The 25,244-nt window shown below is 42.8% G+C and carries 26 protein-coding genes; 6 read left to right on the forward strand and 20 right to left on the reverse strand.

The window, feature by feature from the left end:
* Positions 1 to 26 precede the first annotated feature (26 nt).
* Both M0C34_RS10115 and cobO read right to left on the reverse strand, forming a co-directional pair.
* Positions 27 to 1,307, reverse strand: coding sequence for an L-cysteine desulfidase family protein (locus tag M0C34_RS10115; RefSeq protein ID WP_248715491.1), 1,281 nt, complete (start codon positions 1,305 to 1,307; stop codon positions 27 to 29).
* A gap of 195 nt (positions 1,308 to 1,502) precedes the next feature.
* Positions 1,503 to 2,099: a cob(I)yrinic acid a,c-diamide adenosyltransferase gene (cobO, locus tag M0C34_RS10120; protein WP_248715492.1), complete on the reverse strand. Its 597-nt coding sequence runs from the start codon at positions 2,097 to 2,099 to the stop codon at positions 1,503 to 1,505.
* 130 nt (positions 2,100 to 2,229) lie between these two features.
* On the opposite strand from cobO, the gene M0C34_RS10125 reads away from it, so the two are divergent.
* Complete coding sequence (locus M0C34_RS10125) at positions 2,230 to 4,158, forward strand: exoribonuclease II (protein WP_248715493.1); 1,929 nt, start codon at positions 2,230 to 2,232, stop codon at positions 4,156 to 4,158.
* A gap of 89 nt (positions 4,159 to 4,247) precedes the next feature.
* Here the strand turns inward: M0C34_RS10125 and prc are convergent, their stop codons facing one another.
* The 4 genes from prc to M0C34_RS10145 all read right to left on the reverse strand — a co-directional run bounded on the left by prc (position 4,248) and on the right by M0C34_RS10145 (position 7,731).
* Complete coding sequence (gene prc, locus M0C34_RS10130; RefSeq protein ID WP_248715494.1) at positions 4,248 to 6,260, reverse strand: carboxy terminal-processing peptidase; 2,013 nt, start codon at positions 6,258 to 6,260, stop codon at positions 4,248 to 4,250.
* Between the two features lie 27 nt (positions 6,261 to 6,287).
* Entirely contained in the window at positions 6,288 to 6,905 is a 618-nt protein-coding gene (proQ, locus tag M0C34_RS10135) for an RNA chaperone ProQ (RefSeq protein WP_248715495.1), read from the reverse strand.
* 81 nt (positions 6,906 to 6,986) lie between these two features.
* Complete coding sequence (locus M0C34_RS10140; RefSeq protein ID WP_305883161.1) at positions 6,987 to 7,466, reverse strand: GAF domain-containing protein; 480 nt, start codon at positions 7,464 to 7,466, stop codon at positions 6,987 to 6,989.
* Position 7,467: 1 nt separating this feature from the next.
* Positions 7,468 to 7,731, reverse strand: coding sequence for a YebG family protein (locus M0C34_RS10145; protein ID WP_248715496.1), 264 nt, complete (start codon positions 7,729 to 7,731; stop codon positions 7,468 to 7,470).
* A gap of 114 nt (positions 7,732 to 7,845) precedes the next feature.
* Here M0C34_RS10145 and M0C34_RS10150 point away from each other — a divergent pair, with 114 nt between their 5' ends.
* From M0C34_RS10150 to rsmF, 4 genes are read left to right on the forward strand one after another with little or no spacing between them, the layout of a single operon-like run.
* On the forward strand, positions 7,846 to 8,466 hold the full coding sequence (locus M0C34_RS10150) for a paraquat-inducible protein A (RefSeq protein WP_248715497.1): 621 nt from the start codon (positions 7,846 to 7,848) through the stop codon (positions 8,464 to 8,466).
* Positions 8,450 to 9,058, forward strand: a complete 609-nt coding sequence (locus M0C34_RS10155; protein WP_248715498.1) for a paraquat-inducible protein A — start codon at positions 8,450 to 8,452, stop codon at positions 9,056 to 9,058. The genes M0C34_RS10150 and M0C34_RS10155 overlap by 17 nt, the downstream gene beginning before the upstream one ends.
* Before the next feature lie 25 nt (positions 9,059 to 9,083).
* Complete coding sequence (locus M0C34_RS10160; protein ID WP_248715499.1) at positions 9,084 to 11,648, forward strand: MlaD family protein; 2,565 nt, start codon at positions 9,084 to 9,086, stop codon at positions 11,646 to 11,648.
* Positions 11,649 to 11,660: 12 nt separating this feature from the next.
* Positions 11,661 to 13,088: a 16S rRNA (cytosine(1407)-C(5))-methyltransferase RsmF gene (gene rsmF, locus M0C34_RS10165; RefSeq protein ID WP_248715500.1), complete on the forward strand. Its 1,428-nt coding sequence runs from the start codon at positions 11,661 to 11,663 to the stop codon at positions 13,086 to 13,088.
* Between the two features lie 109 nt (positions 13,089 to 13,197).
* Here rsmF and M0C34_RS10170 read toward each other — a convergent pair whose 3' ends face one another.
* From M0C34_RS10170 to yceD, 13 genes are all read right to left on the reverse strand, one after another.
* Positions 13,198 to 13,977: a TatD family hydrolase gene (locus M0C34_RS10170; RefSeq protein ID WP_248715501.1), complete on the reverse strand. Its 780-nt coding sequence runs from the start codon at positions 13,975 to 13,977 to the stop codon at positions 13,198 to 13,200.
* Between the two features lie 5 nt (positions 13,978 to 13,982).
* The gene (locus tag M0C34_RS10175; protein WP_248715502.1) at positions 13,983 to 14,906 is read right to left on the reverse strand and encodes a DNA polymerase III subunit delta' C-terminal domain-containing protein; all 924 of its coding nucleotides are present in this window, start codon (positions 14,904 to 14,906) and stop codon (positions 13,983 to 13,985) included.
* A gap of 14 nt (positions 14,907 to 14,920) precedes the next feature.
* Positions 14,921 to 15,550 carry a dTMP kinase gene (gene tmk / locus M0C34_RS10180; protein WP_248715503.1) on the reverse strand — a complete coding sequence of 210 codons (630 nt, stop codon included), beginning with the start codon at positions 15,548 to 15,550 and terminating at the stop codon, positions 14,921 to 14,923.
* A 3-nt stretch (positions 15,551 to 15,553) separates the two neighbouring features.
* On the reverse strand, positions 15,554 to 16,546 hold the full coding sequence (mltG, locus tag M0C34_RS10185; RefSeq protein ID WP_248715504.1) for an endolytic transglycosylase MltG: 993 nt from the start codon (positions 16,544 to 16,546) through the stop codon (positions 15,554 to 15,556).
* Positions 16,536 to 17,327, reverse strand: a complete 792-nt coding sequence (pabC, locus tag M0C34_RS10190) for an aminodeoxychorismate lyase (protein ID WP_248715505.1) — start codon at positions 17,325 to 17,327, stop codon at positions 16,536 to 16,538. Before pabC ends, mltG begins: the two co-directional genes overlap by 11 nt.
* Before the next feature lie 73 nt (positions 17,328 to 17,400).
* Complete coding sequence (gene fabF, locus M0C34_RS10195) at positions 17,401 to 18,645, reverse strand: beta-ketoacyl-ACP synthase II (protein WP_248715506.1); 1,245 nt, start codon at positions 18,643 to 18,645, stop codon at positions 17,401 to 17,403.
* A 75-nt stretch (positions 18,646 to 18,720) separates the two neighbouring features.
* A complete protein-coding gene (gene acpP / locus M0C34_RS10200; RefSeq protein ID WP_248715507.1) occupies positions 18,721 to 18,957 on the reverse strand; it encodes an acyl carrier protein in 237 nt (78 codons plus the stop codon).
* Positions 18,958 to 19,122: 165 nt separating this feature from the next.
* Entirely contained in the window at positions 19,123 to 19,857 is a 735-nt protein-coding gene (fabG, locus tag M0C34_RS10205) for a 3-oxoacyl-ACP reductase FabG (protein ID WP_248715508.1), read from the reverse strand.
* A 13-nt stretch (positions 19,858 to 19,870) separates the two neighbouring features.
* A complete protein-coding gene (fabD, locus tag M0C34_RS10210; RefSeq protein WP_248715509.1) occupies positions 19,871 to 20,803 on the reverse strand; it encodes an ACP S-malonyltransferase in 933 nt (310 codons plus the stop codon).
* A gap of 15 nt (positions 20,804 to 20,818) precedes the next feature.
* Positions 20,819 to 21,778 carry a beta-ketoacyl-ACP synthase III gene (locus M0C34_RS10215; RefSeq protein WP_248715510.1) on the reverse strand — a complete coding sequence of 320 codons (960 nt, stop codon included), beginning with the start codon at positions 21,776 to 21,778 and terminating at the stop codon, positions 20,819 to 20,821.
* Positions 21,779 to 21,785: 7 nt separating this feature from the next.
* Positions 21,786 to 22,811 (reverse strand): phosphate acyltransferase PlsX, encoded by a 1,026-nt coding sequence (gene plsX / locus M0C34_RS10220; protein WP_248715511.1) that lies wholly within the window; start codon positions 22,809 to 22,811, stop codon positions 21,786 to 21,788.
* A gap of 11 nt (positions 22,812 to 22,822) precedes the next feature.
* A complete protein-coding gene (rpmF, locus tag M0C34_RS10225; protein ID WP_248715512.1) occupies positions 22,823 to 22,996 on the reverse strand; it encodes a 50S ribosomal protein L32 in 174 nt (57 codons plus the stop codon).
* A gap of 12 nt (positions 22,997 to 23,008) precedes the next feature.
* Positions 23,009 to 23,539 (reverse strand): 23S rRNA accumulation protein YceD, encoded by a 531-nt coding sequence (gene yceD, locus M0C34_RS10230; RefSeq protein WP_248715513.1) that lies wholly within the window; start codon positions 23,537 to 23,539, stop codon positions 23,009 to 23,011.
* A gap of 129 nt (positions 23,540 to 23,668) precedes the next feature.
* On the opposite strand from yceD, the gene M0C34_RS10235 reads away from it, so the two are divergent.
* Positions 23,669 to 24,256, forward strand: coding sequence for a Maf family protein (locus tag M0C34_RS10235; RefSeq protein ID WP_248715627.1), 588 nt, complete (start codon positions 23,669 to 23,671; stop codon positions 24,254 to 24,256).
* A gap of 33 nt (positions 24,257 to 24,289) precedes the next feature.
* Here the strand turns inward: M0C34_RS10235 and rluC are convergent, their stop codons facing one another.
* Positions 24,290 to 25,240: a 23S rRNA pseudouridine(955/2504/2580) synthase RluC gene (gene rluC / locus M0C34_RS10240; protein ID WP_256469372.1), complete on the reverse strand. Its 951-nt coding sequence runs from the start codon at positions 25,238 to 25,240 to the stop codon at positions 24,290 to 24,292.
* Between the last annotated feature and the right edge of the window lie 4 nt (positions 25,241 to 25,244).

The following is a 25,244-nucleotide window of genomic DNA, read 5'->3' on the forward strand; positions in this document are numbered from 1 at the left end:
TAGCTTATCCAACTGTGTATTTGGCGCTATGCCTGTTTTTCTCGCATTGTCTCTATAATCGCGTCATCAGTGGACAGCATTGCCGTTTTAGACATCACACCAAGGTGCTCGATACTGTCGTCAGCCGACGCGAACACGATGCCTTGTTGTGATGACACCGCCCCGCCAGAAACCGCTAAGATAGCGGATTTAACAGCACTACTGGCACCGGTTGACACTTTCATTGCACAACCTGCTTTCGCACCATCACAAAATACCCCTGATATATCACCAATCATTGAATTAATAGCGCGGTTGATGGCAGCTAAATCGCCCTCCATTAACCAAGTTAATGCGGCGGTTGCCCCCATGGCCGCCGTTGTGGCCGCGCACAATGCAGATAGTTTATTTTGCTTAGACTTAACATAAATAGCCACCAGATGGCTTAGCATTAAAGCTCTAACAAAAGTCTCGTTATCTAATTGTTTAATTTCAGCGAACGCCACTATCGGCATGGTCGCAGATATACCTTGATTACCACTACCAGAATTGCTCATTGCTGCTTGCTGAGCTCCGCCCATGCGTGCGTCTGAGGCAGCAGCGCCTAAGCGCATCGAGCGTGCTAATAAATCATCGCTGAGTAAACCAGTTTCTATCTGTTTTTGAAGGCTTGCACCTAAACCTAAGCCATAATCGCCGCTTAAACCGGTAGTGGCTAAGACTTTGTTTAGCTCGGCTGCTCGCAAAATAAACTGTATTTCTTGCAACGGCACCTGTTCAATAAAATTTAGAATCTTTTCAAGATTCAACTCTACAGTTTGTTGCTCAGCAGGATGGGTGCATTGTAATGTGTCGGCCTGCTGTATGATTTGACCGTTTAGCTTAATGTATTCAAAACGGGTGTGGGTTTTGGCAATACACACTTCCACTGTTGTTTGTTGGTAAGTTGCAGTGACTACGGTATAGAGTACGTCTTGGTTAGAGACCATGGTGACCGACACTGCTTTTTGTTCTAGTAAGGAAATCGCTTGTGCTAGCGCTTCTTTACTAATTTCAGCCAGCACTTCCAAACCACGCTGGGCGTTACCCGCGGTCGCACCAACAGCTGCAGCTATTGGCAAACCGGCTTTGCCGGTTCCGGGAACAAATACCCCCATTCCATTTTTGTAAAGATTAGGGGTAACGTTTACGTGTATTTTTTCTGGGCAATGGCCGAGAATCTCGGTGGCTTTAGCCGCAGCTAAGGCTACCGTCACGGGTTCTGTGCAACCTAATGCCGGTACGACTTCTGTTTGTACTAATGATATGTAAGATTGCCAGTGATTCATTTGCTGTTCCATTTCGCCATTTTTATAAATAATAGGCTGGAACAGCTAGAAAATTTTTGTGTGCTTTACGTTAAAGCTTTGGTAAATGAGTTAGATTTACTAACAATTGCCAATAAACGATAATTTCTTCTATCAACAATTCAAATAGCGACTTTCTGTTTTAAATTAGACTAAAAAGTCGCCACTAGTTACTCACTACCAATCTACGCCTTTACGTGCTTTGACTCCGGAATCAAACGCATGCTTAACGTTTTTAACTTCTGAAATAGTATCCGCTATGTCTAGAACTTTGCGGTGACAGGCTCGCCCGGTGACTACAACGGTTTGTTCTTTGGGACGCTGATTGATGGCCTCTACGACTTCATCTACGTCTAGATAGTCGTAACTCAACATGTAGGTAATCTCATCTAATAACACTAGATAAATAGACGGATCACTTAGCCATTGTTTACAGCGTTGCCAAATTTCTTGGGCGGCTTGGCTATCTAGCTCTCTATTTTGGGTTTCCCAGGTGAATCCGGTGGCCATGGTCGCAAATTCTACCCCGTTATTGGCTAACAAGTTACGCTCACCACACTCCCAGCCCCCCTTGATAAATTGTGCAACTACCGCCTTAAAACCGTGGCCGGTAGCGCGAGCAACATTGCCAAAGCCGGCTGTAGATTTACCTTTTCCATTACCGGTAATAACCAATACCAAACCTTTTTCGATGGAAGCTTCAGCCACCTTTTCATCAACACTTTGCTTTAACTTTTCTTGACGTTGTTGATGCTTATCTTGATCTTTACTCATCCCTATCCTTCGGATTAACAATTTGTTAGCAAGTGTAGCCTGAGCTAAAGCTAACAAACCAGCATTGTTTCGCTAGAATAGCTATAAACCTTTGGGTATAGTGCCTTCACTATTATTGATGGAACCCTTTATGTTTAAAGATAACCCTCTATTAGCCCAGCTAAAGCAGCAAATTAGAGAGACGATTCCAACGGTTGAAGGTGTTGTTAAAGCTACCGATAAAAACTTTGGTTTTTTACAGACTGACAATAAAAAAAGCTATTTTATTTCCCCTCCCTTCATGAAGCAGTTGGTTCATGGTGACCGGATCAGTGCGGTTGTTAGAGAAAGCAACGGAAAAGAAGCAGCAGAGCCAGAAGAACTCATCGAGGCGGCCCTTGATACTTTTATCGCACGGGTAAAGTTTGTTGATAGTCGTACTAAAGTTATCGTTGACCATCCTTTAATTAATCAAGCCCTTAACGCAAAAGTCATTAAAGACAGTGGTTTTTCTATAAAAGAAGGGGATTGGGTTAAAGCTAGGCTGATTAAACACGCCCTAAAAGAAAAGCATTTCCAAGCTGAAATTTTCGAATATGTAGCTGAAAACGATGACAGCTTTGCTCGATGGAAAGCGACCACGGCTAAGCATCAATTAGCGTGGGACCAGCCGGAATATGAAGCCGAACTGAGTTTGCTAGACCCCAGCGCAGAACGCCGCGATATCAGCAACGAATTGTTTTTCACCATCGATGGTGAAAGCACCAAAGATATGGATGATGCGGTATCTATTGTTGCTAAGGATGAAGGGTGGTCGCTTAAGGTAGCCATTGCCGATCCAAGCGCCTATTTAGCCGAAGGCAGCGCTCTTGAAGCGGTGGCCGCAAAACGGGCCTTTACTCTCTATCTTCCTGCTCGCACCGTTCCAATGATGCCTAGTAAATTAGCCAATGAAAAGTGTTCGCTGTTGGCGGGGCAAGAGCGCCCTGCTCTGGTCTGTGAAATGACCATTACAGGATCCGGTGAGTTACTAGACGACGCACGCTTTTATTTAGCAACCGTTAAGTCAGGACATAGACTCAACTACACTCAAGTCTCAAATTTTTTAGAGCAGAACAACGAAGAGTTTAGTCAGGACCAAGCTCTACAACTGGCTTTGCGCGAACTAGAAAAAATGAGTCAACAACGTCACCAATGGCGTACCGAAAACACTTCTGTGTTTGGTGACCAATCAGATTACGACTTTGTATTGGACAATAAAGGCCGGGTCATTGATATTGTTTGCCAAGCACGACGCGCAGCCAACCGAATGGTTGAAGAGGCAATGATTGCAGCCAATGTTAGCGGTGGTCGATACCTGGATAAGCATTTAGGCTTCGGTGTGTTTGCCTGCCACTCTGGATTTAAGCCAGAGAAAGTGGATTCTCTTATCGAGTTATTAGCTAAATTTGATATTACTGCCGACAAAGACCAACTTTACGACCTTGAGTATTTTTGTCAGCTTAGACGAACCATCCTCGCGACAAACAATAAACGCTTAGACCAATTAGTAAAACGCCATTTCAATTTTGGTATTTACAGTGAGCAGTGTTTACCGCATTTTGGATTAGGTGAGGCTAAGTACGCCACTTGGACGTCTCCGATACGAAAATACAGCGATTTATTAAATCACCGTTTAATAAAATGCGCACTTGCGGGCGAACAACCATCTTCACCTTTAACAGAACAGCTAACTGAGCATTTAAGCGAGTATCGTAAACGCCATAAGTTTGCTGAGCGTGAAATGGCAAACTTCTTGTATTGTGAATATTTTGCAGAGCAAGATGCTACAACTTGCTTAGATGCAGAAATCACGAATGTTAACCGTGGCGGATTAAATGTACGCTTATTGGCTAGCGGTGCGCCTGCATTTATCCCTAAGACTAAATTAGCCGCCAAGGATCAAGAGTTAACGATTGAGAGTGAGTTAGGTTATATTGCTACGGGTGATCTGCAATACAATCTCGGTGACACAGTTTCTGTGCGAGTGGTAGAAGTTAAAAAGCTACAGCAAACAATTATCGCGGCCTTGTGTGAATAAGGTTTTGAATAGCTGATCTCTAGACAGAATAACCAATAAAAAAGCCAGCAGTAGCTGGCTTTTTTGTGTATTGCATTAAGCTGTAGTGCTTAACTTGGATTTCTTAGCTCAAGATAATCAACTGCAATTGCCGCTGCCTCTGTAAGAAACGCGTCTTCAAATTCAAGGTCTTTAGGGGCGTCGTCTAAGTCTTTTACTGGCTCCATTCCTAACATTGATAAACGCTCGTTTAGGCGGGTAAGCAGTTTCTGCTCTTTTTTATCGCGTATAGCAATACGTGCTTGTTCGTTTAAGCTAACCGATACTCTGTCTTTTTCTTTCTGGTAATCAGCGATATCGGTAACAATGTACTGAAACTCTGTATCGGTAGCGATGCGCTGCTGATGCATTTTTTCTAGCGGTTCAACAAACGGTTTTACATCCCCTAACAGACTATATTTAGCGGGTTTTATTTTGTCCCAAGGCAAGGCATTGTCTTCAACACTTTCGCCTGTTTCCTCTGGAAGTAAAGCCGATGGATATGAAATATCTGGTACTACGCCTTTATGTTGAGTACTACCACCATTAATGCGATAGAACTTAGCGATGGTGTACTGCACATAACCCGTTTCATTTTCGTACATGTCATACAGTCGGCTCAATTTATGGTGTTGTTGCACAGTACCTTTACCATAAGTTTGTTCACCGATGACAATGGCTCTTCCATAATCCTGTAGAGCAGCGGCGAAAATTTCTGAAGCTGAAGCACTGTAACGATCCACTAGAATGACCATTGGCCCGCTGTAGGAAACTGAATTGCTATTATCAGGATTGACACTGATACGACCTAGTTGGTCTCGCACCTGCACAACAGGGCCACTAGGGATGAATAAACCTGTTAATGCGGTTGCTTCAGTTAATGCGCCGCCACCATTACCGCGTAGGTCTACAATTAACGAGCTAATGTTTTGTTCGTCTAATTTACGTAGTTCAACGTCAGCGTCTTGACTAAGATTAACGTAAAAACTAGGTACGTTGAGCACCCCTACTTTTTTGCCGTTTATCTCAATCACTTCACTTTTCGCGGCACGGTCTTCTAAGCGAACTTTATCGCGAACAATGTCAACGATTTTTGTTTTACCGTCAACTTTTCCGCCTGACGATAAAATTTCTAGTCTAACCGTAGTACCTTTAGGCCCTTTGATTAAATCAACCACATCGTCGAGACGCCAGCCAATAATATCAACCAGCTCTTCTTTACCCTGCGCTACGCCGACTATTTTGTCTTCTGGACCAAGCTGATTGCTTAATGCTGCTGGTCCACCTGGTAGCAGGCTTCGAATAACCGTATATTCGTCTTCACCCTGTAAAACCGCACCAATCCCTTCTAGAGAGAGGTTCATTTCCATTTGGAAACGTTCTGCATTACGAGGAGATAAGTAGCTGGTGTGTGGTTCAATGCTGCGAGAATAAGCATTCATAGCCGTTTGGAAAACGTCTTCGCTGTCGGTTTGAACTAAGCGTTTTATCGCACTGTTGTAGCGCTTAGTTAACACTTCAATGATTTTGTCGTCTTCACGACCCGCCAGTTTCAAGTTTAGCGCGTCAAATTTTACTTTTAAACGCCAGAGCTCTTTAATTTCAGCTTGAGTCTTAGGCCAATTCGCTTCTCGACGATCGTATTGAAACTCTTCGTCTTTAGTAAAGTCCATCGGCTCGTCGAGCTGTTGCAGCGAGAAGACCAATTGTTGATAGCGTCTTTTGAGGGACAAATCAAACATTGAGTAGAGAGGCTCTAAACGACCGTTAGGAATGTCTTGATCTAAACTGTAGCGATAGTGTTCAAACCTTTTCAAGTCTTCTTCTAAGAATAGACTGCGGTTACCGTCCAATTGCTGAATGAACTTATCAAAGATTTCACTTGATAACTCATCATCGAATGGAATGCTTCGGTAGTGAGAACGTGTATAAATTTTGCTAATTCGACTAGCTGCCGCAGCATGCTGACTTTGTTGACTTAATGTTGGTAGCGCATCCTGACCCAATTGAGGGGATTGCGCGAACAACAATGTAGAGTAACTAAGCGTTAAAAAGAATAACCACAGACCGCTCAAAAATTTCATAGGCACCTATCTCACTGCTAAATTCGTTTATGCAACAATATGTTCGGCTTTCACTTTAACCAACATACCGCTTGTAAGTGTAACAGCTATGCCATCTTTAGTGACTTCAGCGATTTGTCCTGGCATTGGCGTTTTACCTACCAATACGCGAACATTTTTCCCTGCTACCAAGTCTTTACTGTCTAGCTTTTCAATCGGCTTCTTTTCGACCGCAGGCTTATTAGCTGGCTTAGGTTTACTAGAACGTTTGAATTCTGCTTTTGGTTTACGCTCAGCAGCTTTTGCTTTCTCTGCTTGAGCCTTTTTGTTAGCAAAGGCTTTGTCTTTACTTTCTTTTAAGGTCTTTTGCGCGTGTTCAACGTGCTCTTGTTCAATTTCAGCCCCTTCTACACCGTCTAAGTCTACTCGTTTAGAGCCAACTTTAACGCCATGCAGATAACGCCAACTAGACGTATATTGTCTTAAGGCTGAGCGCAATACAGTATTACTAACTTTCTCGTCTTCTTTAAGACGTTCAGCTAAATCCTGAAAAATGCCAATTTTGAGCGGCTTGGCTTCACCCTCTAAAGAAAAACAGTTAGGGAATTGCGCCGTCAAATATTGAATGACTTCTTTGCTATTTTTCAGTTTATTAGTTTGTTCCATGATGACCTTTCTTATACATCTTAACTGGTACAGCTACAGCGCTGATTTCGGCTATTATAGTGAGCGTATGTTGAAAAGCCATTAAAAATGCAATTCTGACAAGTTATTTTCTAGCACTTTGACCAAATACTCGATACCAACTTGGTCAATTGGATCAAATCTAGAAAGGCGTGGACTATCAATGTCGATAACCCCAAACACTTGTCCATTGACATAAAAAGGCACCACAATCTCAGATTCGCTGGCACTATCGCAGGCTATATGGCCTGGAAATTTATGTACATCGGCTATTCGCAAAGTGCTTTGTGTCGCATAAGCCTCTCCACATACTCCCCTACCCACATTAATTGAGGTGCATGCGGGTTTACCTTGAAAAGGGCCAAGGAACAAGGTGTCATTAGCATTGTTTGCGATGTAGCAGCCAACCCAATTAATGTCTTCAAGCTCCAACCACAATAAAGCTGAAAAGTTAGCTAAGTTAGAAATATAGGGTAGCTCTTTATCAAGCAGCGCTTCAAGCTGCTTGCCTAATGTTATATAGCGACTAGACAGCTGTTCCAACTTATACCTCTTCTTTCTCGATAAGTGATGGGTCAAACTCTTGGCCCTTCAATATGTGTTGCAGAGCGTTTCTTTGTGAAGACAAATAAAAACCTAAGTTTTCGGCTAGTTGTTCACTTATTTTGGGTTCAGCGTGTTTGATCAGCAAGCTTAGTTGATCAGCAACATCCAACATTTTGTCGTAGCTATCAGCTTCTTTTTTTGAACTAAATGTCATTTTCTCTACACCATTACGTTCGACGACATATTTTATAATTACAGCCACTGCTGCCTCCGTTTACTGTTTTTATATACAGGGATTATGCATTAATCGGATTTAAACTACTAGTAACAAATTTATACAACAAAATGTCATTTAATTAAGCTAATATATGAACTTATGAAATCTGTTGAATCATCAAAGCTAACTATTTGCCCAAGTTGCGATTTATTAGTAGATACTCGTCCCCATTGCCGTGCCGGAAATGTTCTTGTTTGCCCACGCTGTAAACATGTTTTAGCACGTGGCAGCAGAGTTCGTTTTTCTAGCCAGCTCGCCTTGGCATTAAGTTGTTTGGTCATGGTTATATTAGCCAATACCTACCCATTGTTAAGTTTTACCTTTTTAGGCATTCCTAGTTCAGCCAATATCCTTAGAGGGACCGTGTTATTACTAGAGCACGGGTATTATTTAGTCGGGTTTTCGGTGGTTATCGCCAGCTTTCTAGCGCCTATCATCTTGTTTTGCTTAATTTCCTACACCTCTTTTTCGCTCTCTATTGGTTGGAAGTCACCAGGCTTAGCCACGGCTTTACATTTTCAGGATGATTTAATTCACTGGAGCATGATAGAGGTGTATATCGTTAGCTTTTTGGTGGCTCTGGTCAAACTGATCGAATATGCAGATATAGATTTAGGTTATGGGCTTTGGTGTATCTGCATTACGTTAGTGTTATCGACTCGGTTAATTCAACGTTTAGAACCCGCCGAGTATTGGGAACGATATGTACACATCCGCTAAGCAAGTAGGCTTAAAGCTTTGCCGTCATTGCAAACTGACCATGAATCAACAAGAGACTCACTGTCATCGCTGTCATATGGCAGTGCACAGCAGGACGCCTCACAGTTTGCAGAAATGCTGGGCTTTTATTATTGCTGCGACCATTGGTTTATTCCCCGCTAACCTTTTGCCAATCACTGTGTTGAGCACCCGAGGAGCGCCACAATATGAAACCATTATGTCGGGGGTTATCAGCCTAATAAAGGACGACATGGTGGGGATTGCAATCGTGGTTTTTGTTGCCAGTATTGTCGTACCAGTGATGAAGTTAGTGGGCTTAGCCGTTATCTTACTTAGCCTGCATTATAGAATTAATTTAGATAATCGACAGCGCATCGTCATTTATAGGATAATCGAAATTATTGGCAAGTGGTCGATGTTAGACCTATTTGTACTGTCGATTATGATAGCGGTATTTGAACGTAATAATTTAGTGGGGGTTGAAGCTGGCCCCGGCGCTACCGCATTCGGCGTAGTGGTTATACTCACCTTATTTGCAGCTAAATCTTTTGATACTCGACTGATATGGGATAAAGAACTTGAACAACGCTAGCGCTCCGGAATTCAAAAGAGAAAAAGTGATATCTCCTATCTGGTTACTGCCGATCATTGCCTTGTTACTTGGCGTTTGGTTGCTGTTTAAAGCTTGGTCAGAGGCTGGCGTTAAAATTGATATTTTGTTTGATAGTGCAAAAGGTATTACCGCTGGTCAAACCCAAATTTTTTATCAGGGATTAGATATTGGGGTGGTAAAAGCTATCGAACTATCGCCTAAACTTGAAGGTGTTATCGTAAAGGTAGACATTAAAAGAGAAGCTGAAGAACTATTAAAAACAGATAGTCAGTTTTGGTTAGTGACACCTAAGGCGTCGATTACAGAAATTAGCGGTTTGGATGCACTGGTATCAGGCAATTACATTGAACTCAATCCTGGTTCAGGTAAACCCGCTGAACAGTTCGTTGCGCTTAATGAAGCGCCAAACATTATTGGCGGAAAAGGCCTAAACATTCGCTTAATCGCCGACGACCTAGGCTCTTTAAATATTGGCTCAGGGGTATATTTTAAAAAGATAAAAGTGGGAGAAGTTCAACGTTTTCAATTAGAAGATACTCAGAAAGTCGAATTTGATATACAAATTAAACCCCAATTTGCCCATTTAGTTAAAATTGACTCTCGGTTCTGGAACGTGAGTGGATTTAACGCAGACATCTCTTTAGACGGCGTTAAAATCAGCAGTGAGAGTTTAGCCAGTGTCATTTCTGGCGGGGTAAGTTTTGATAGCCCTACCCAGTCCACGGCCGCTGACAAAGGTCAACAATTTAGGTTATTCCCAAATTTAAAAGACTCTCATCGAGGCAAGCCTATCTTGATTAATATGGACCAGCAATTTGGTTTACAGGCCAATCGCAGTAAACTTGTTTACCGTGGCGCGAGCATTGGCTTCATTACCGAAGTAGAAAACAGTGGAAGCCATGATAACTTTGTCGCTAAAGCCTTGGTAGAACCAAAATACGAAGATCTGTTTAATAACACCACCCAACTAGTGTTGATTGAACCAGAGATTAGTTTAAGTGGTGTTAAGAACCTCAGCGCTATGTTAGGGGCTAAACAAATCGAAGTATTAGCCGAACAAGGAGAGCCGCAAGCTGAGTTTAATTTGTCGTTGATGTCTCAAGCGCCAACGGGTAGCCGCACTCTGGTGTTGAAAACCAACAAAGTAGATGGTATTTCGATTAGTAGCCCTATTGTTTATCAAGGCTTAACCATCGGTAAGGTAACAGGCATTCGCTTGGTAGAGCGACAGTTTGAAATTGACGCCTATGTCCAGCAACAATATGCATCTTTGTTAAGTCTACAAAGCCGTTTCTTCAGCCAAAGCCCAGTTTCAGTAGAAGCTGACATGGATGGCCTAACCATAGAAAGTAGCGGTCTTAGTGGTTTTATTAATACCCCCATTGTGCTGATACCCGGTAAATCTACTCAACCTTCAACGATGGCTTCTTTCACTTTACATGATAGCCGTCAAGGCGCGTTACTATCTAAAGAAAAAGCCGGCTCTGCGCTTAAACTGACCTTTGTTACTGAGCAATTAGGCTCTTTAGGAGAAGGGGCCCCAGTGTTATTTCGTAAGCTTCCGGTGGGTAAAGTTATTCACTATAAGCTACGAAAAGAGGGTGATATTGAAGTCAGTTTATCGATTGATGGAAACTACCGCCATTTAGTTCAAGATAACACACGCTTTTGGCATGCTTCAGGTATCGAAATAAAAGCCAGTTTAGACGGTTTATCGGTAACGAGTGAATCTTTAAAATCTATAGTGTTAGGTGGGGTTAGCTTCGATCAATTTGAAGAGCTAGGCAAAGAAGGCACCCGCCAAATATACCAAAACAAACAACAAGCCACTAAACGCCATCTGGCGATAACCTTGACGACTCAAAACAGTAATGGCTTGCGTAAAAATATGCCCATCAAATACCAAGGGCAACAGATTGGCAAAGTGATCGATTTGAGCTTTAATGATGACCTGTCAGAGTTACAGGCATTCGCGGAGTTAGATTATCCCTATTACCGTAATTTTGCGCGAACCGGCAGTGTTTACTGGCAAGAAAGCGCGTCAATCAGTCTCACAGAAATAAAAAATGTAGACACCTTAATCAAAGGTGATTTTATCAATGCCCTGCCCGGTAAAGGCCAACCGTTACAGCAATTTAATTTATTAAAGCAGGCACCAAACAGCGACAAAAATGCTTTACATATTTGGTTAAGCTCAAGCCACTTTGGCTCGCTGAAAATTGGTAGTCCAGTGTTATATAAACAGTATCAAGTGGGTACTGTTGACGATGCAAAATTAGCCAAAGACGGTTCAAGAATCCTAGCGCGTCTATCTATCCAATCAAAATACCGACACTTAGTTAGAACCAATAGTGTTTTTTGGAATGCTTCGGGTATGGACGTAAAACTGGGCTTAGGTGGTGCCAATATACGCTTAGATTCAGTGGAAACCTTGTTAAGCGGTGGGATCGCCTTTGCCACTCCTCAAGAAGAACCCTACGCGGAAGTGGCCATGAGTGAAGATAAGTTCGATTTACAGCCCACTTATGATGAAAAATGGCTACAATGGAGCCCATCAATCCAGCCATAGTATTTATCCGTTTTGAGTAAAACAATTAATTTTCCAGCTAAGTTCATCGAGCGAATAGAACAAGATTTGCCCAGTGATTTGAGTTTGGCCAGTTTTAAAGCTATTTGCCAACAACCTATGCGTAAAAGCATTAGGGTAAATACCTTAAAAACCTCAATCAGTAACTTTCTAGACATCGCTAAGCATAATCAATGGCAATTAACACCTATCCCATGGTGTGAGGCTGGCTTTTGGATAGAGCGGGAAGACCAAAGCATTTCTTTGGGTAACAGTGCAGAGCACATGGCCGGTCTTTTTTATATTCAAGAAGCTAGCTCTATGTTGCCAGTGAGTGCTCTGTTTCACTGCTTCCAAGCAGATGAAGATAGTTTACTGTTAGATGCTGCCGCCGCACCGGGCTCTAAGACCACTCAACTCGCTGCTTCTCTACAAGGAAAAGGAGCGATAGTTGCTAACGAGTATTCTGCTAGCCGGGTGAAAATATTGAGTGCTAACCTGTTGCGCTGTGGGGTAATCAATACAGCCATTACCCATTTTAGTGCAGAAGTCTTTGGCACTTGGATGCCAGAAAAGTTTGATGCTATTTTGCTGGACGCACCTTGTTCTGGTGAAGGCACCTTGCGCAAAGATCCACAAGCTTTAGAGAATTGGAGCGAACAACACGTAACTACAATAGCGGCCCTACAAGCCGATTTATTGGAAAGTGCACTGCATGCTTTAAAACCTAATGGCATAGTGGTTTACTCTACTTGTACGCTTAACCAACAAGAAAATCAGCAAGTGATTGCCGCTGTATCTAAAAAATATCCTTCTCACTTTGAGGCTATCAACTTAAATCAATTGTTTGCTGGCTGCGAGCAAGCAATAACGAAAGAGGGTTACTTACACGTCTGGCCGCAACGTTTCGACAGTGAAGGCTTTTTCGTCGCAGCACTTCGTAAAAGCGAACAGTCTATGCCGGCCGAACCGATTAACAAACGGATCAAGCCGTTCGCCTATCAGCAAGCTGCAACTAAACAAACAAAAGCCGTTGAGCAACACTTCGTTAAGTCATTTGGTATTCAACTACCTACCAGCCACTCAGTATTTAATAAAGGTGATGACTATTGGTTATTACCCAATAGCTTCTTGGCTGTGAAGGATGAAATGCGATTTGAGCGAGTAGGATTAAAGTTAGCAGAAGGATTCAAACAAGGTTTTCGCAGTAGCCATGATGCTATCACAGCCCTGGGTCATTTAATCACCAAGAACAGCGTTGAGTTAGATCAGCAACAAGCTCATGAGTTTTATCAAGGTAAAGATATTGCTTACCCAAATAATAACAAAGGCGAAGTAGCGTTAGTCTATAACGGACAAGTCATTGGCTTAGGAAAATGGATAAGAAACAAAATAAAAAATTCTTACCCACGAGAGTTAGTGAAAGACAAGGGCTTGCGATGAACTTGCAAAGCTAGCGTTGAGGTCTACACTTAATTGACTATTAGCGCAAAGGCTCTACACAGAGCCCTTCCCCTACGCTCCGCTCAAGGATTAGAGTGGAGCCGTTTTTTTACTGCTTAGCTTGCTTAAACAATTTGAAAAAGTTACTCGTAGTGACTGATTCAACTTCTTCTATTGATAGGCCTTTTAATTCAGCCAGAAAATTTGCGACTTCTCGGGTATAAGCCGGTTGATTTTCTTCTCCTCGATGAGGAACCGGGGCCAAGTATGGGCTGTCGGTCTCAACCAGAATTCTATCTAATGGTATCTGACGAAAAGTCTCTTGTAACTGTTTCGCAGAATTGAAGGTGATAATTCCAGAGGCTGATATGTAGAATCCCATCTCAATAGCGGCCATGGCCATATCTAGACTTTCTGTAAAACAGTGTAATACACCGCCACAACTTTCAGCTTTATGTTGCTTAAGCAGTTTCAGGGTATCTTCTTTAGCATCTCTAGTGTGAATGATTAGCGGCTTGTTGTATTCAACGGCTAATTCTATTTGATCAATAAAGACACGTTGTTGTAATTGTTTGTGTTCTGCAGCGTAAAAGTAATCGAGGCCCGTTTCACCAACGGCAACCACTTTGGGCTGGGACAAATACGATGCCAATATTTCTTTATCAAAGGGTTGGTCTTGAACATACAGCGGGTGCATACCACAAGAAGCAAACACATTTTCAAACTGCCCTACTTTCTCCATCATTACTGGAAACTTATCAGGAGAAATTGCAACAGCTAAACAGTAATCAACGCCTGCTGCTTTAGCTTTGGCTAAAGCATCGGCAACGTTGTCGTGTTTAGTTTCATAATCTAGGCGGTCTAAATGGCAATGTGAATCTACTAACACCGGGGCTAATCCTTGAATTGTGAAAATATTGGGTATAACTGGAGGCTAATGTTTAAGCTAGGAAATTCTTCTAGCTGTTTTTTTAGCGAAATGAGTTCTCGATAACAACCATTAAGACAGTCTACTGACAGGCTCTCTGTCTGCAGTTGCGGGTATAAAGAGGGTCTAACTAATCCAGCTTGCAAGCTTATGGCTAAGGCCAGCGTATGCGATAACCAACTTAACTTTTGGGTATCTTTTTGTAAGATGTCGGCAAGCTTATTTATTTTACCTTGTGTCATTAATTGAAACTGCTCAATGAACAATTCCAATTCACTAAATTGCTGCTCGCGGTAAAACTCTAATACCCTAAGCGGAGAGCTATTACAAAAACGGTATATTAGCGAAAAGTTTTGGTCTAACCTAATCTTTTGCTTAAGCAACCACTGCTCCGCCATTTCAATGCTAGGCGTTTTAATGTTAACGACTTGGCAACGACTAAGGATAGTGGGCATCGCTTTGAATGGTAAATGATTGATTAGAATGAAGTGAGTATCATTTACTGGCTCTTCTAAGGTTTTTAGCAATGCGTTATTGGACGCGTCGTTCAGTAAACTAATGTCACTGATAATCGCCACTTTACTTGAGCCTAATGAACTCGTTTGGCCAGCCCAGCGGCTTAATTCACGAATATCATCCACTTTAGGTTTGTCTTGAGATATTTGAAAGAAGCCACCATGGGTGCCTGCTTCAAATATTTGGCAGCTATGACATTGATTACAAGCTTGATGCTGCTGAGTTGAACACAGTATAGTCTTAGCCAGAAAACGGGCTAACTGCTGCTTACCTAAACCTTGCTCTCCCCTTAACAACACGCTTTGTGGAAAGTTTTGCTCATGCAATTGTTTAGAAAGCGTTTTCCAAGTGTATCCTAACCACGGCAAACTCATCGTTGTTTTCCCAGTTATAAACTTTCTAAATATTGCTCTAATATACTTACGATATCGTTAGCAACTTGTTGCATATTTTGGCTTGCGTCAACAATCTTAATATTGTCGCTGCTGTTCGCCTGATGCAAGTAAACGTCTCTACTTCGTTCGAAAAAACTTAGCGCTTGTTGTTCAATTCTATCGAGCGCGCCCCGGTTTCTAGCACGGCTTAAACCCAAGCTGGGTTCTATATCAAGGTACAGTGTTAGGTCAGGTTCAAAATCACCAATCGCGATCTGCTTAATGGCTTTTAACTTCTCTACACCAAGCTGTCTTCCGCCACCTTGGTAGGCTTGCGAGCTAAGATCGTGGCGATCTCCAATTACCCATGTTCCCTCATTTAAAGCCGGTTTGATCGTAGTTTCTACCAATTGAGCGCGAGCGGCATACATGAGCAGTAGCTCTGTACTATCACAGACTTGCTCACCACTTACACCTTCTTTAACAATACTGCGAAGCGCTTCAGCTATTGGCGTACCACCGGGCTCTCTGGTGTTTATAAAATCGATATTATGCTTTGATAACATCGATTGAATCGCGGAAACAGCAGTGCTTTTACCAGCACCCTCTAAGCCTTCAATTACTACAAATTTTCCAGTGGTCATGATTTACTTCTTTAAAATGTATTTGCGAACTGCACGGTTATGTTCAGCGAGATTTTTTGAAAAATAGTGTTCGCCGCCGCCCTTAGCCACAAAATAGTAATAATCTGAATCCTCAGGATTTAGCGCAGCAGCGATCGCGTCTTCACTAGCCATAGCGATAGGCGTTGGCGGTAAGGCTCTAATGACATAGGTATTATATGGCGTAGCCTCGCGGAGGTCTTTACGTCGAATATTGCCATCATAACGCTCACCCATCCCATAAATGACTGTCGGGTCGGTTTGTAAACGCATACCTTTATTGAGGCGATTTACAAACACCGAAGATATACGTGGGCGTTCAAACTTGGCGCCTGTTTCTTTCTCAATAATTGACGCTAAGATTAATGCTTGATATGGAGAATCAATAGGTAACGACTTAGCTCGCTGTTGCCATTGTTTATCTAAGGCTTGGTTTAACGCAAGATAAGCGCGTTTTACAATTTGCTCAGCAGCGGTGTCATGCACAAAGAAATAGGTTTCTGGCAACAACAAACCTTCGAGCTTGGTGTAATCACTCTCAAGCCAGTTCAACAATTCTTGCTCGCTCATCTCACTGGCAACTATACCGTCAGTTTGATTAAGCTTTTGCCAGAATTGTTTAAACGTTTCGCCCTCAATTAAACTAACTTTCAACTGCACCACTTTGCCGCTTGCAAGAATGTCGTTCAACTGTGCTAGGCTCAACTCTTCCGGTAATTGATAACGCCCCACTTTTATGTGACCGAGTTCTGGATTAAGTTTAAACCAAAGTTTTAACCACAGGTTGTCATCTGCCGTGTTGCTAAATACAGTATCTTTTACTCGGTAAAAGTTGTCACCAACATCAACCGACACTTGTTGAAGCTGACTCGTTCTTAACAACTGCCACTGCTGCTGCATAAAACTGTTAAGCCAAACAGCGCCACCTGTTGCGATCATCAGCAATATAACAAAGGCTAAAGTAAACTTACGAAACATGATTCACCAAATGTTGAAACCAACGACATGTGTCGTTTTGTTGAAATACCTGCTCATTGAGCTGCCTCACAGGCGCGAACTGTATAAGTGAATTACTTATAAAAATTTCATCTGCATTGATGATGTCGCTAATTGAATAGCTACCTAGCTTAACACTGAAGGGAGATCCCTTGGCATTATCCAATAGAAACTGTCGCTGAACGCCTGCCACACCGGACCCTTTCAGATCAGATGTATAAATATTTTTTCCTTTAACCCAAAACAAGTTAGATGCTACACACTCAATCACATGATCAAAAATATCAACGCAAACCAAGTCATCAAACTGAGATTCATCGGCTTCAATTTTCATCATTACTTGTTCTAAGCGGTTTAAGGTTTTTACCGCAGAAAAACTTGAGCCGCTAGCTAAGCGTTGCTGCGCTATACCTAGGTGCAAGCCTTCTTCTCGCCAATTTGGGTAAGTGGTGGGTAAAGCACCCGTACTGATCAAGCAGTTCGGAGAAACAGATTTAGGTAAGCCATAGCCTCGCCCGCCTACACCTCTAGTGATAACAATCTTTGCTACACCGTCTTTAAGGTTTTCTATTTTAAGCAAGAGCGCTGCATAGAGCTCATCGAGATCAATAAGTGGAAACTTAAGAGCTTGCGCTGCATTGAGTAACCGTTGCCGGTGGTAGCTCCACAGCATAGGCCGGTGGTTTTTAATCAACACCGTTGTAAAAAAACCATCGCCGTAATTCAGACCACGGTCTGCACTGTTAAGCTCTTCAACTTGCAAAGCTATTTCCCCAAATATAAAAAAGCCTGATGATAACATCAGGCTTCGAATTTATTGTAACGCTAACCAACAATCAATCGCTAATCTTTTTAAATACCAATGAACCATTAGTACCACCAAAGCCGAAAGAGTTCGATAAGGCATAATCGATTTTAGCGTTTCTAGCGGTACCCGCTACATAATCTAAATCACAGCCTTCGCTTGGGTTTTCTAAATTAATGGTGGGTGGAGCGATCTGGTCGCGAATAGCGAGAACAGAAATAATAGCTTCAACAGCGCCAGCTGCACCCAATAGGTGGCCAGTCATTGATTTAGTCGAGCTAACTAATACTTCATTTGCATGTTCGCCAAATACCGTTTTAACGGCTTGTGTTTCTGCAATGTCACCAGCGGGTGTTGAAGTACCATGAGCGTTGATGTAGTCGATGCTTGCAGCGTCGATACCTGCATCTTTTATTGCTGCTGCCATAGAGCGCGCAGCGCCATCACCATCGGCAGGTGGTGACGTCATGTGGTAAGCGTCTCCGCTCATACCAAAACCGACAAGTTCTGCGTATATCTTAGCTCCGCGGGCTTTAGCTGCCTCGTATTCTTCTAGAACCACTACGCCAGCACCGTCACCTAGCACAAAACCATCGCGGTCTTTATCCCAAGGACGACTAGCCTTAGTTGGGTCATCATTACGCGTTGATAGCGCTTTAGCTGCGCCAAAACCTCCCATACCTAGATGGGTAGATGCTTTCTCTGCTCCACCGGCCAGCATAATTTCAGCATCGCCGTAGGCAATCATTCTTGCTGCGAGGCCAATAGCATGGGCACCCGTGGTACACGCTGTGGTCACGGCGATATTTGGACCTTTCAGGCCTTTCATTATCGATAAGTGACCAGCAACCATGTTGATAATGGTTGATGGAACAAAAAACGGACTGATTTTACGCGGTCCATTTTTTAAATAACTTTCATGGTTTTGCTCAATTAAGCCTAATCCACCGATTCCAGAACCAATCGATACACCAAAGCCATCTGCGTTTTCTTCCGTGACTTCAATACCCGCGTCATCAAAAGCCATTAGCCCTGCTGCCACACCATATTGAATGAACGCATCCATTTTACGAGCATCTTTACGGCTCATGAATTTTTCGACGTCGAAATCTTTGATTAAACCCGCAAAACGAGTTGGGAATGCTTCGATATCGAAGTGATCAATCGGTCCAATACCACTTTGACCAGCTTTAACGGCTTGCCAGGTTAATTCAGCGGTATTACCTACAGGTGATAACGCACCGATGCCGGTAACAACGACTCTACGCTTAGTCACTGAAGTGCCTCCAAGGGGGGATTTGCTTATCTTAGGGGGAATGCAAATGGGCGACTGATGTCGCCCACTTTTTTACTAATCTTGATTATTTAGAACGTAATCAATTGCAGCTTGTACAGTAGTAATTTTTTCAGCTTCTTCATCTGGAATCTCAGTATCAAACTCTTCTTCCAAAGCCATAACCAATTCTACTGTATCTAAAGAATCAGCGCCTAGGTCGTCTACGAAAGAAGCTGCATTTTTAACTTCGTCTTCGCTTACGCCAAGTTGCTCGATGATGATTTTTTTAACACGTTCTTCAATTGCACTCATGACAATATTTTTCCTTAGTAAATACGCTTCTGCGTTGTTGCGATAGTGTATTCAAACACAGATACTTTGCAAGCCTAACCGTAGTGGTCTAACCACGTTTTTAGTAGTTATTTTGCTAAAAAACTTGCGATCTATCAATTTTTTGCACATTTTTTAAGCCTTCGCTCAAACCATGTACATTCCACCGTTAACGTGAATTGTTTCGCCTGTTATATAGGCCGCGTCTTCGCTCGCGAGAAACGCGACGGTTTTGGCGATTTCTTGAGCATCACCTAAACGTCCCATAGGCACCTGCGACAAGATAGCATCACGTTGTGTCTCGTCAAGTGCGCGCGTCATATCTGTTTCAATAAATCCGGGGGCTATCGCATTAACTGTGATCCCGCGAGAAGCGACTTCTCTAGCTAATGACCGAGTAAAACCCAATACGCCAGCTTTAGCTGCAGAATAGTTCGCTTGTCCGGCGTTACCCATAGTACCGACCACTGAACCAATACTAATGATACGACCATTACGCTTCTTCATCATAGAACGTAATACGGCTTTACTTAAACGAAAAACTGACGTGAGGTTAGTATTGATAATATCTTCCCATTCATCGTCTTTCATACGCATCAGTAAGTTATCACGGGTAATACCCGCGTTATTAACCAAAATATCGATGTCGCCGTAGCTAGCTTTAATATCTACAAATAATTGCTTAATGGATTCGCTATCGGTTACGTTTAAGGTTAAACCTACGCCGTTGTCACCCAAATAGTCGCTAATAGCTTGTGCGCCGTTGTCAGAAGTCGCTGTGCCTATAACTTTAGCACCTTTAGCGATTAACGCCTCTGCGATACTTCTTCCTATACCACGGCTCGCGCCGGTAACTAGTGCAACTTTACCTTGCAAAGTCATTTAATTCTCTCCGTTACTTATTATCTAAAGCAGACTTAACTGATGTTAGATCATTAATTGCAGCTGCAACTAATGGTTTATGAATTCGTTTTGCTAAACCAGTGAGTACTTTACCTGGACCACACTCATATAAGGTATCAACGCCTTTGCTCACCATTGTCTCAACGGTTTCAGTCCAACGTACTGGACTATAAAGTTGTTTGATCAAAGCTAACTTGATCGCTTTTGCGTCGGTTTCAATCGCTACATCAACGTTATTGATAACGTCAAACTGAGGTTCAGAAAAAGTAATCCCTTCTATATACCCTGCAAGTTCGTCAGCTGCAGGCTGCATTAAAGCACAATGGGAAGGCACACTTACTGGTAATGGCAGTGCGCGTTTAGCGCCTGCTTCTTTACAGAGTACGTTGGCACGTTCAACAGCAGCTTTATGGCCAGCAATAACAACTTGGCCTGGAGAGTTAAAGTTTACCGCGGTAACCACTTCCGATTCAGCCGCTTGCGCACAGGCGTCAAGAATTTCTTGATTACCTAAACCGATAATCGCTGACATCGCGCCAACTCCAGCAGGTACGGCTTTTTGCATCAACTGCCCGCGGTATTCAACGAGCTTTAAGGCATCGGCAAAATCCAAAACGCCAGCACAAGTTAATGCCGAGTACTCACCAAGACTGTGGCCAGCTAACATGCTTGGTTGGGTGCCACCTAATTCGTTCCATAGACGCCAAAGCGCGACCGACGCAGCTAACAAGGCAGGCTGAGTGCGACTAGTATCATTTAGTTCTTCAGCTGGTCCGTTGGCGATTAAGCCCGCTAAATCGTAACCCAATACGTCTGACGCTTGCTGAAAAGTATTGGCTACCACTGGGTATTCGCTAACTAATTCAGCTAACATGCCCACACTTTGTGAGCCTTGCCCTGGAAATACGAACGCTAATTTACTCATTATCTATCCTAATAGTTAAAATCTGACTAGGGCACTGCCCCAAGCAAAACCGCCACCAAATGCCTCTAACAATACTAGCTGTCCGCGCTTAATTCTTCCGTCGGTTACCGCTTCATCAAGAGCAATAGGCACGGAAGCAGCAGAAGTATTGCCATGTCGATCTAAGGTCAGAACAACCTTATCTAAAGACATAGATAGCTTTTTAGCGGTTGCTTTTATAATTCTAAAGTTGGCTTGATGGGGTACCAGCCAATCCAACTCTGCTTTTTCAATGCCGTTTGCCGCAAGTGTTTCTGTTACAATTTCACTTAAACGGGTAACCGCAACTTTAAACACTTCATTGCCACTCATCGTCATATAAGATTCCATTTGAGTTCCAGACATCCCTCTTTGTGGATGTGGCAACTTAAGCAGATCTCCGTATCGACCATCAGCGTGAATATGGGTTGATAATAATCCGGGCTGTTCACTGGCGCCTAGCAATACAGCACCTGCGCCGTCACCAAACAAGATGATAGTTGAACGATCATCGGGATCACACATGTGAGAAAGTTTATCCGCACCAATAACCAGCGCATTTTTAACTAAACCACTTTTTATGTATTGATCTGCAACGCTAAGCGCATAGGTAAAGCCTGCACAAGCAGCCGCAATATCAAAGGCAGGCACGCCAGGCAATTCAAGTTTGGCTTGTACTTCACAAGCGGCTGCCGGAAAGGCATTTTCGCTTGAGGTAGTAGCAAGAATGATCAACCCAATCTGGTTTTTATCTATACCTGCGCGCTCAATGGCCAGTTCCGAAGCATGATAGCCCATGTCGGCGACTGACTCGTTATTTCCAGCGATACGACGTTCTTTAATTCCCGTTCGAGCGGTAATCCACTGATCACTGGTTTCGACCATTTGCTCTAGATCGGAATTGGTTCTGACGTTACTTGGCAGGTAACTACCTGTAGATAATATTTTTGAGTACATAAGTGACTTAATGCTTATCAATTAATAATGATTCAAGTTTGTCGGTAATACGGCTTGGCACTTGTTGCTGTATTTCGGCAACCGCTTGGTGAATAGCTTGTAAAAATGCCTCTTCGTCGGCATGACCATGACTCTTAATGACAATTCCGCGCAATCCTAACAGACTCGCGCCGTTATACTGGTCGGGGTTCAGTTGCTTGAGCTGTGATTTTAGGCTCGGTAGAAATAATTTTAATACAAAACGTGCGAACCAATTTACATCAAATTGCTTTTTTAGTTTTGACAAAATTAATTGAGAGACACCTTCGGCGGTTTTTAAGGCGATGTTGCCTACAAAACCATCACATACTATAACATCTGCCTTGCCACTAAATATTTGATTACCTTCAACAAAGCCAATGTAATTAATTGAACTTGAGTTTTCAAGCAGTTGAGCTGTTTGTTTAACGACATCATTACCTTTTATTTGTTCTTCACCGATATTTAACAGCGCTACTCTTGGGCTATCCAATTGCCAAACGCTTTCGGCTAAGGCCGCGCCCATTACTGCAAATTGCATCAACACGTCAGAATCGCAACTAGAGTTTGCGCCAAGGTCAAGTAGAAAGCTTCCTTTACCATTTTCTTCTGGTAGATGACTAACTAACGCTGGGCGCTCGATTCCAGGTAATAATTTTAACACCACTTTAGCCATCGCCATTAACGCCCCGGTATTCCCGGCACTCACGCAAGCATCGGCTTGATGTTGATGAACCATATCTAGAGCTAAACGCATCGAAGATTGTCGACGAGAACGAAGTGCGGTAAGAGGTTTATCGTTTGCAGTAACGACTTGTGTAGTATGAATAAAGGTAAGCCGTGGATGTTGGGCTAAATTATGAGCAACTAAAAGGGAATTGATGAGCTGCTTGTCACCAAATAAGGTGATATTAAGATGAGGATAAAAGTTAAGTGCCTGCGCGACGGCAGGCACTGTAACTAGGGGGCCAACATCGCCCCCCATTGCATCAACTGCAATTGTAATTTTTTGCAAAATGCAAAAATTTACTTGTTAATAACCTTGTTACCACGGTAGTAACCGTCAGCAGTAACATGGTGACGACGGTGAAGCTCACCTGATGTAGCATCAGTAGTTAATGCAACATTATCTGCAATTGCATCATGTGAACGACGCATGCCACGTCTTGAACGTGTAACTTTACTTTTTTGAACAGCCATTGACCCAGTCTCCTAGTCTTTCTTTTTTAAACTTTCTAACACTGCAAACGGATTCGGTTTAGATTCTTCTTCCACCACTTCGATTTTTCCAAAGACTTGTTCATTTTGCTTAACCTTACAATCCTCTAAAGGATGTTTAGCAATAATTGGCAACGATAGTAACAACTCGTCTTCAATTAATTCAGCAACAACAAAGTAATTGTCATCATCTAATTGTAGCGGTTCGTAATCTTCTGGTAACTCATCTATTTGCGATTCATCGCAGACTGGCGAGTAAGTAAACTCAACGTCGATAGGGAAACTAAATGTTTCATTACAACGTTGGCACTCTAACTCAACCTCAGTTAACGCTCTGCCTTGAACGACAACCAACCCTTGAGGGTCAGTTCCAAAGCGTAACCAGACGTCTACATCACTATTCACTTTCAAAATCGCATCGTTTAAACGGGGCAATCGTATGACCTCAAGCAAGCCTTGATAGTCTAACTTTCGTTTCGCCGTCTTGAACGGGTCGATTTCTACTGGTAATTTCACTTTCTGCATAAGGCGCGCATAATATAGTTACGCTCAGTGATAGTCAAAACAATTTCTGCTTTTTTCATACTCTTAGGCATCGTAAATGCTAAAGATTGGGTTTAAAATCATCAGACTTTCAAAATTGGTTAAAAAATGATGGAAAATCGCTTAGTTCTTGCCTCTAGTTCCCCTTTTAGAAAACAGCTGCTTGAGAAAATTATTCCAAGCTTTCTAACATTTAATCCAGATATAGATGAAAGCCCTCACACTGACGAAACCGCTGAGCAGTTAGTGTTGCGATTAGCCGAGCAAAAATCTTTAGCAGGTGCTGAACGGTTTACTCAACACCTTATTATAGGTTCGGATCAAGTGTGCAGTATTAACCAGAAAATTGTTGGCAAACCGGGAAACTATCAAAACGCGGTAAAACAACTTACCGACGCCAGTGGTCAGATTATTACCTTTTATACCGGCCTCGCTTTGTATAACAGCGAAACCAAACAGCTTGTGAGTATAGTCGATACCTTTGATGTTGGCTTTCGCCAACTCAGTCCTGCACTAATCGAGCGCTACCTAAAACAAGAGCAACCTTATAACTGCGCAGGTAGCTTTAAAAGCGAAGGTTCGGGCATTGTGTTATTTAGCCACTTACGCGGCGATGATCCAAATAGCTTAGTAGGCTTACCACTAATAAAGCTTTGTGAATTGCTAGAACAACAAGGCGTAGAGCTACTCGCTCAGTAAACGAAAAGAAGGAGGTCTAGCCTCCTTCTTTTACTACAGTGGTGTCAACTTGTCGCAATAAGCTTGTAAACTTGACTCTAAAGGAGCGGTTAAATGCATCTCTTTTTGTGTCGCTGGATGTTCAAAGCGAATTTGCCAAGCATGCAAAAACAATCGGTTTAAGCCCTGAGCAGCAGATTCGGCCAATAGCTCTCGGCTCGTATATTTGTCATCACCTGCAATACTGTGCCCCTGATATAAACTGTGCACCCTGATTTGGTGAGTACGGCCAGTGACAGGGCTCGCTTTCATTAAGGTCATATCGGCATAGCGTCGTTCGATACGATAACGTGTTAATGATGGTTTTCCTTCTTGATGGTCAACAATCACTATTCGCTCGCCTGAAGCTACTGCATTTTTTCGTAGCGGTGCATCTACGGTTCTAACCGCTTTTGGCCATTGGCCATGGACTAACGTTAAGTAATCCTTCTGGACAACCTTTTCTCTTAATTGCCGATGTAGGTCTCGCAAGCTACTACGTTTCTTGGCAACCAATAATAGGCCTGATGTATCTCGGTCGATTCGGTGTACCAGTTCAAGGTAACGACAATCCTGACGAAGAGAGCGTAAAGCTTCAATGACGCCAAAGCTTAAACCACTGCCACCGTGCACGGCCATACCAGAGGGTTTGTTAAGTACTAACAAGCAATCATCTTCATAGACAATGTGCTGTTCTAACTGAACCACTTGATTGAGTTTATTTGACGGTAAGCCGGTTTCTTCGGCTACCCTAATCGGTGGAATCCTTACTATGTCTTCTGCGGCGATCTTATATTCTGGTTTTATCCGCTTTTTGTTAACCCGAACCTCTCCTTTACGCAAAATGCGATAAATACGACTTTTAGGCACCCCTTTAAGCCGCTTTAAGAGAAAGTTATCTATTCTTTGTCCAGCCTCGTCGTCACTTATTGTGACCATCTGAACCGCTTTATTTTCGGTATTCATAGCA

Source organism: Agarivorans sp. TSD2052, from assembly GCF_023238625.1.
Taxonomy (GTDB): Bacteria; Pseudomonadota; Gammaproteobacteria; order Enterobacterales; family Celerinatantimonadaceae; genus Agarivorans.

What these genes read in the sequence shown, in the direction of transcription:
- M0C34_RS10115 (WP_248715491.1), bottom strand. Translation starts at nt 1,307, where the DNA reads ATGAATCACTGGCAATCTTACATATCATTAGTACAAACAGAAGTCGTA.
- cobO (WP_248715492.1), bottom strand. Translation starts at nt 2,099, where the DNA reads ATGAGTAAAGATCAAGATAAGCATCAACAACGTCAAGAAAAGTTAAAG.
- M0C34_RS10125 (WP_248715493.1), top strand. Translation starts at nt 2,230, where the DNA reads ATGTTTAAAGATAACCCTCTATTAGCCCAGCTAAAGCAGCAAATTAGA.
- prc (WP_248715494.1), bottom strand. Translation starts at nt 6,260, where the DNA reads ATGAAATTTTTGAGCGGTCTGTGGTTATTCTTTTTAACGCTTAGTTAC.
- proQ (WP_248715495.1), bottom strand. Translation starts at nt 6,905, where the DNA reads ATGGAACAAACTAATAAACTGAAAAATAGCAAAGAAGTCATTCAATAT.
- M0C34_RS10150 (WP_248715497.1), top strand. Translation starts at nt 7,846, where the DNA reads ATGAAATCTGTTGAATCATCAAAGCTAACTATTTGCCCAAGTTGCGAT.
- M0C34_RS10155 (WP_248715498.1), top strand. Translation starts at nt 8,450, where the DNA reads ATGTACACATCCGCTAAGCAAGTAGGCTTAAAGCTTTGCCGTCATTGC.
- M0C34_RS10175 (WP_248715502.1), bottom strand. Translation starts at nt 14,906, where the DNA reads ATGAGTTTGCCGTGGTTAGGATACACTTGGAAAACGCTTTCTAAACAA.
- tmk (WP_248715503.1), bottom strand. Translation starts at nt 15,550, where the DNA reads ATGACCACTGGAAAATTTGTAGTAATTGAAGGCTTAGAGGGTGCTGGT.
- mltG (WP_248715504.1), bottom strand. Translation starts at nt 16,546, where the DNA reads ATGTTTCGTAAGTTTACTTTAGCCTTTGTTATATTGCTGATGATCGCA.
- acpP (WP_248715507.1), bottom strand. Translation starts at nt 18,957, where the DNA reads ATGAGTGCAATTGAAGAACGTGTTAAAAAAATCATCATCGAGCAACTT.
- fabG (WP_248715508.1), bottom strand. Translation starts at nt 19,857, where the DNA reads ATGACTTTGCAAGGTAAAGTTGCACTAGTTACCGGCGCGAGCCGTGGT.
- fabD (WP_248715509.1), bottom strand. Translation starts at nt 20,803, where the DNA reads ATGAGTAAATTAGCGTTCGTATTTCCAGGGCAAGGCTCACAAAGTGTG.
- M0C34_RS10215 (WP_248715510.1), bottom strand. Translation starts at nt 21,778, where the DNA reads ATGTACTCAAAAATATTATCTACAGGTAGTTACCTGCCAAGTAACGTC.
- rpmF (WP_248715512.1), bottom strand. Translation starts at nt 22,996, where the DNA reads ATGGCTGTTCAAAAAAGTAAAGTTACACGTTCAAGACGTGGCATGCGT.
- yceD (WP_248715513.1), bottom strand. Translation starts at nt 23,539, where the DNA reads ATGCAGAAAGTGAAATTACCAGTAGAAATCGACCCGTTCAAGACGGCG.
- M0C34_RS10235 (WP_248715627.1), top strand. Translation starts at nt 23,669, where the DNA reads ATGGAAAATCGCTTAGTTCTTGCCTCTAGTTCCCCTTTTAGAAAACAG.
- rluC (WP_256469372.1), bottom strand. Translation starts at nt 25,240, where the DNA reads ATGAATACCGAAAATAAAGCGGTTCAGATGGTCACAATAAGTGACGAC.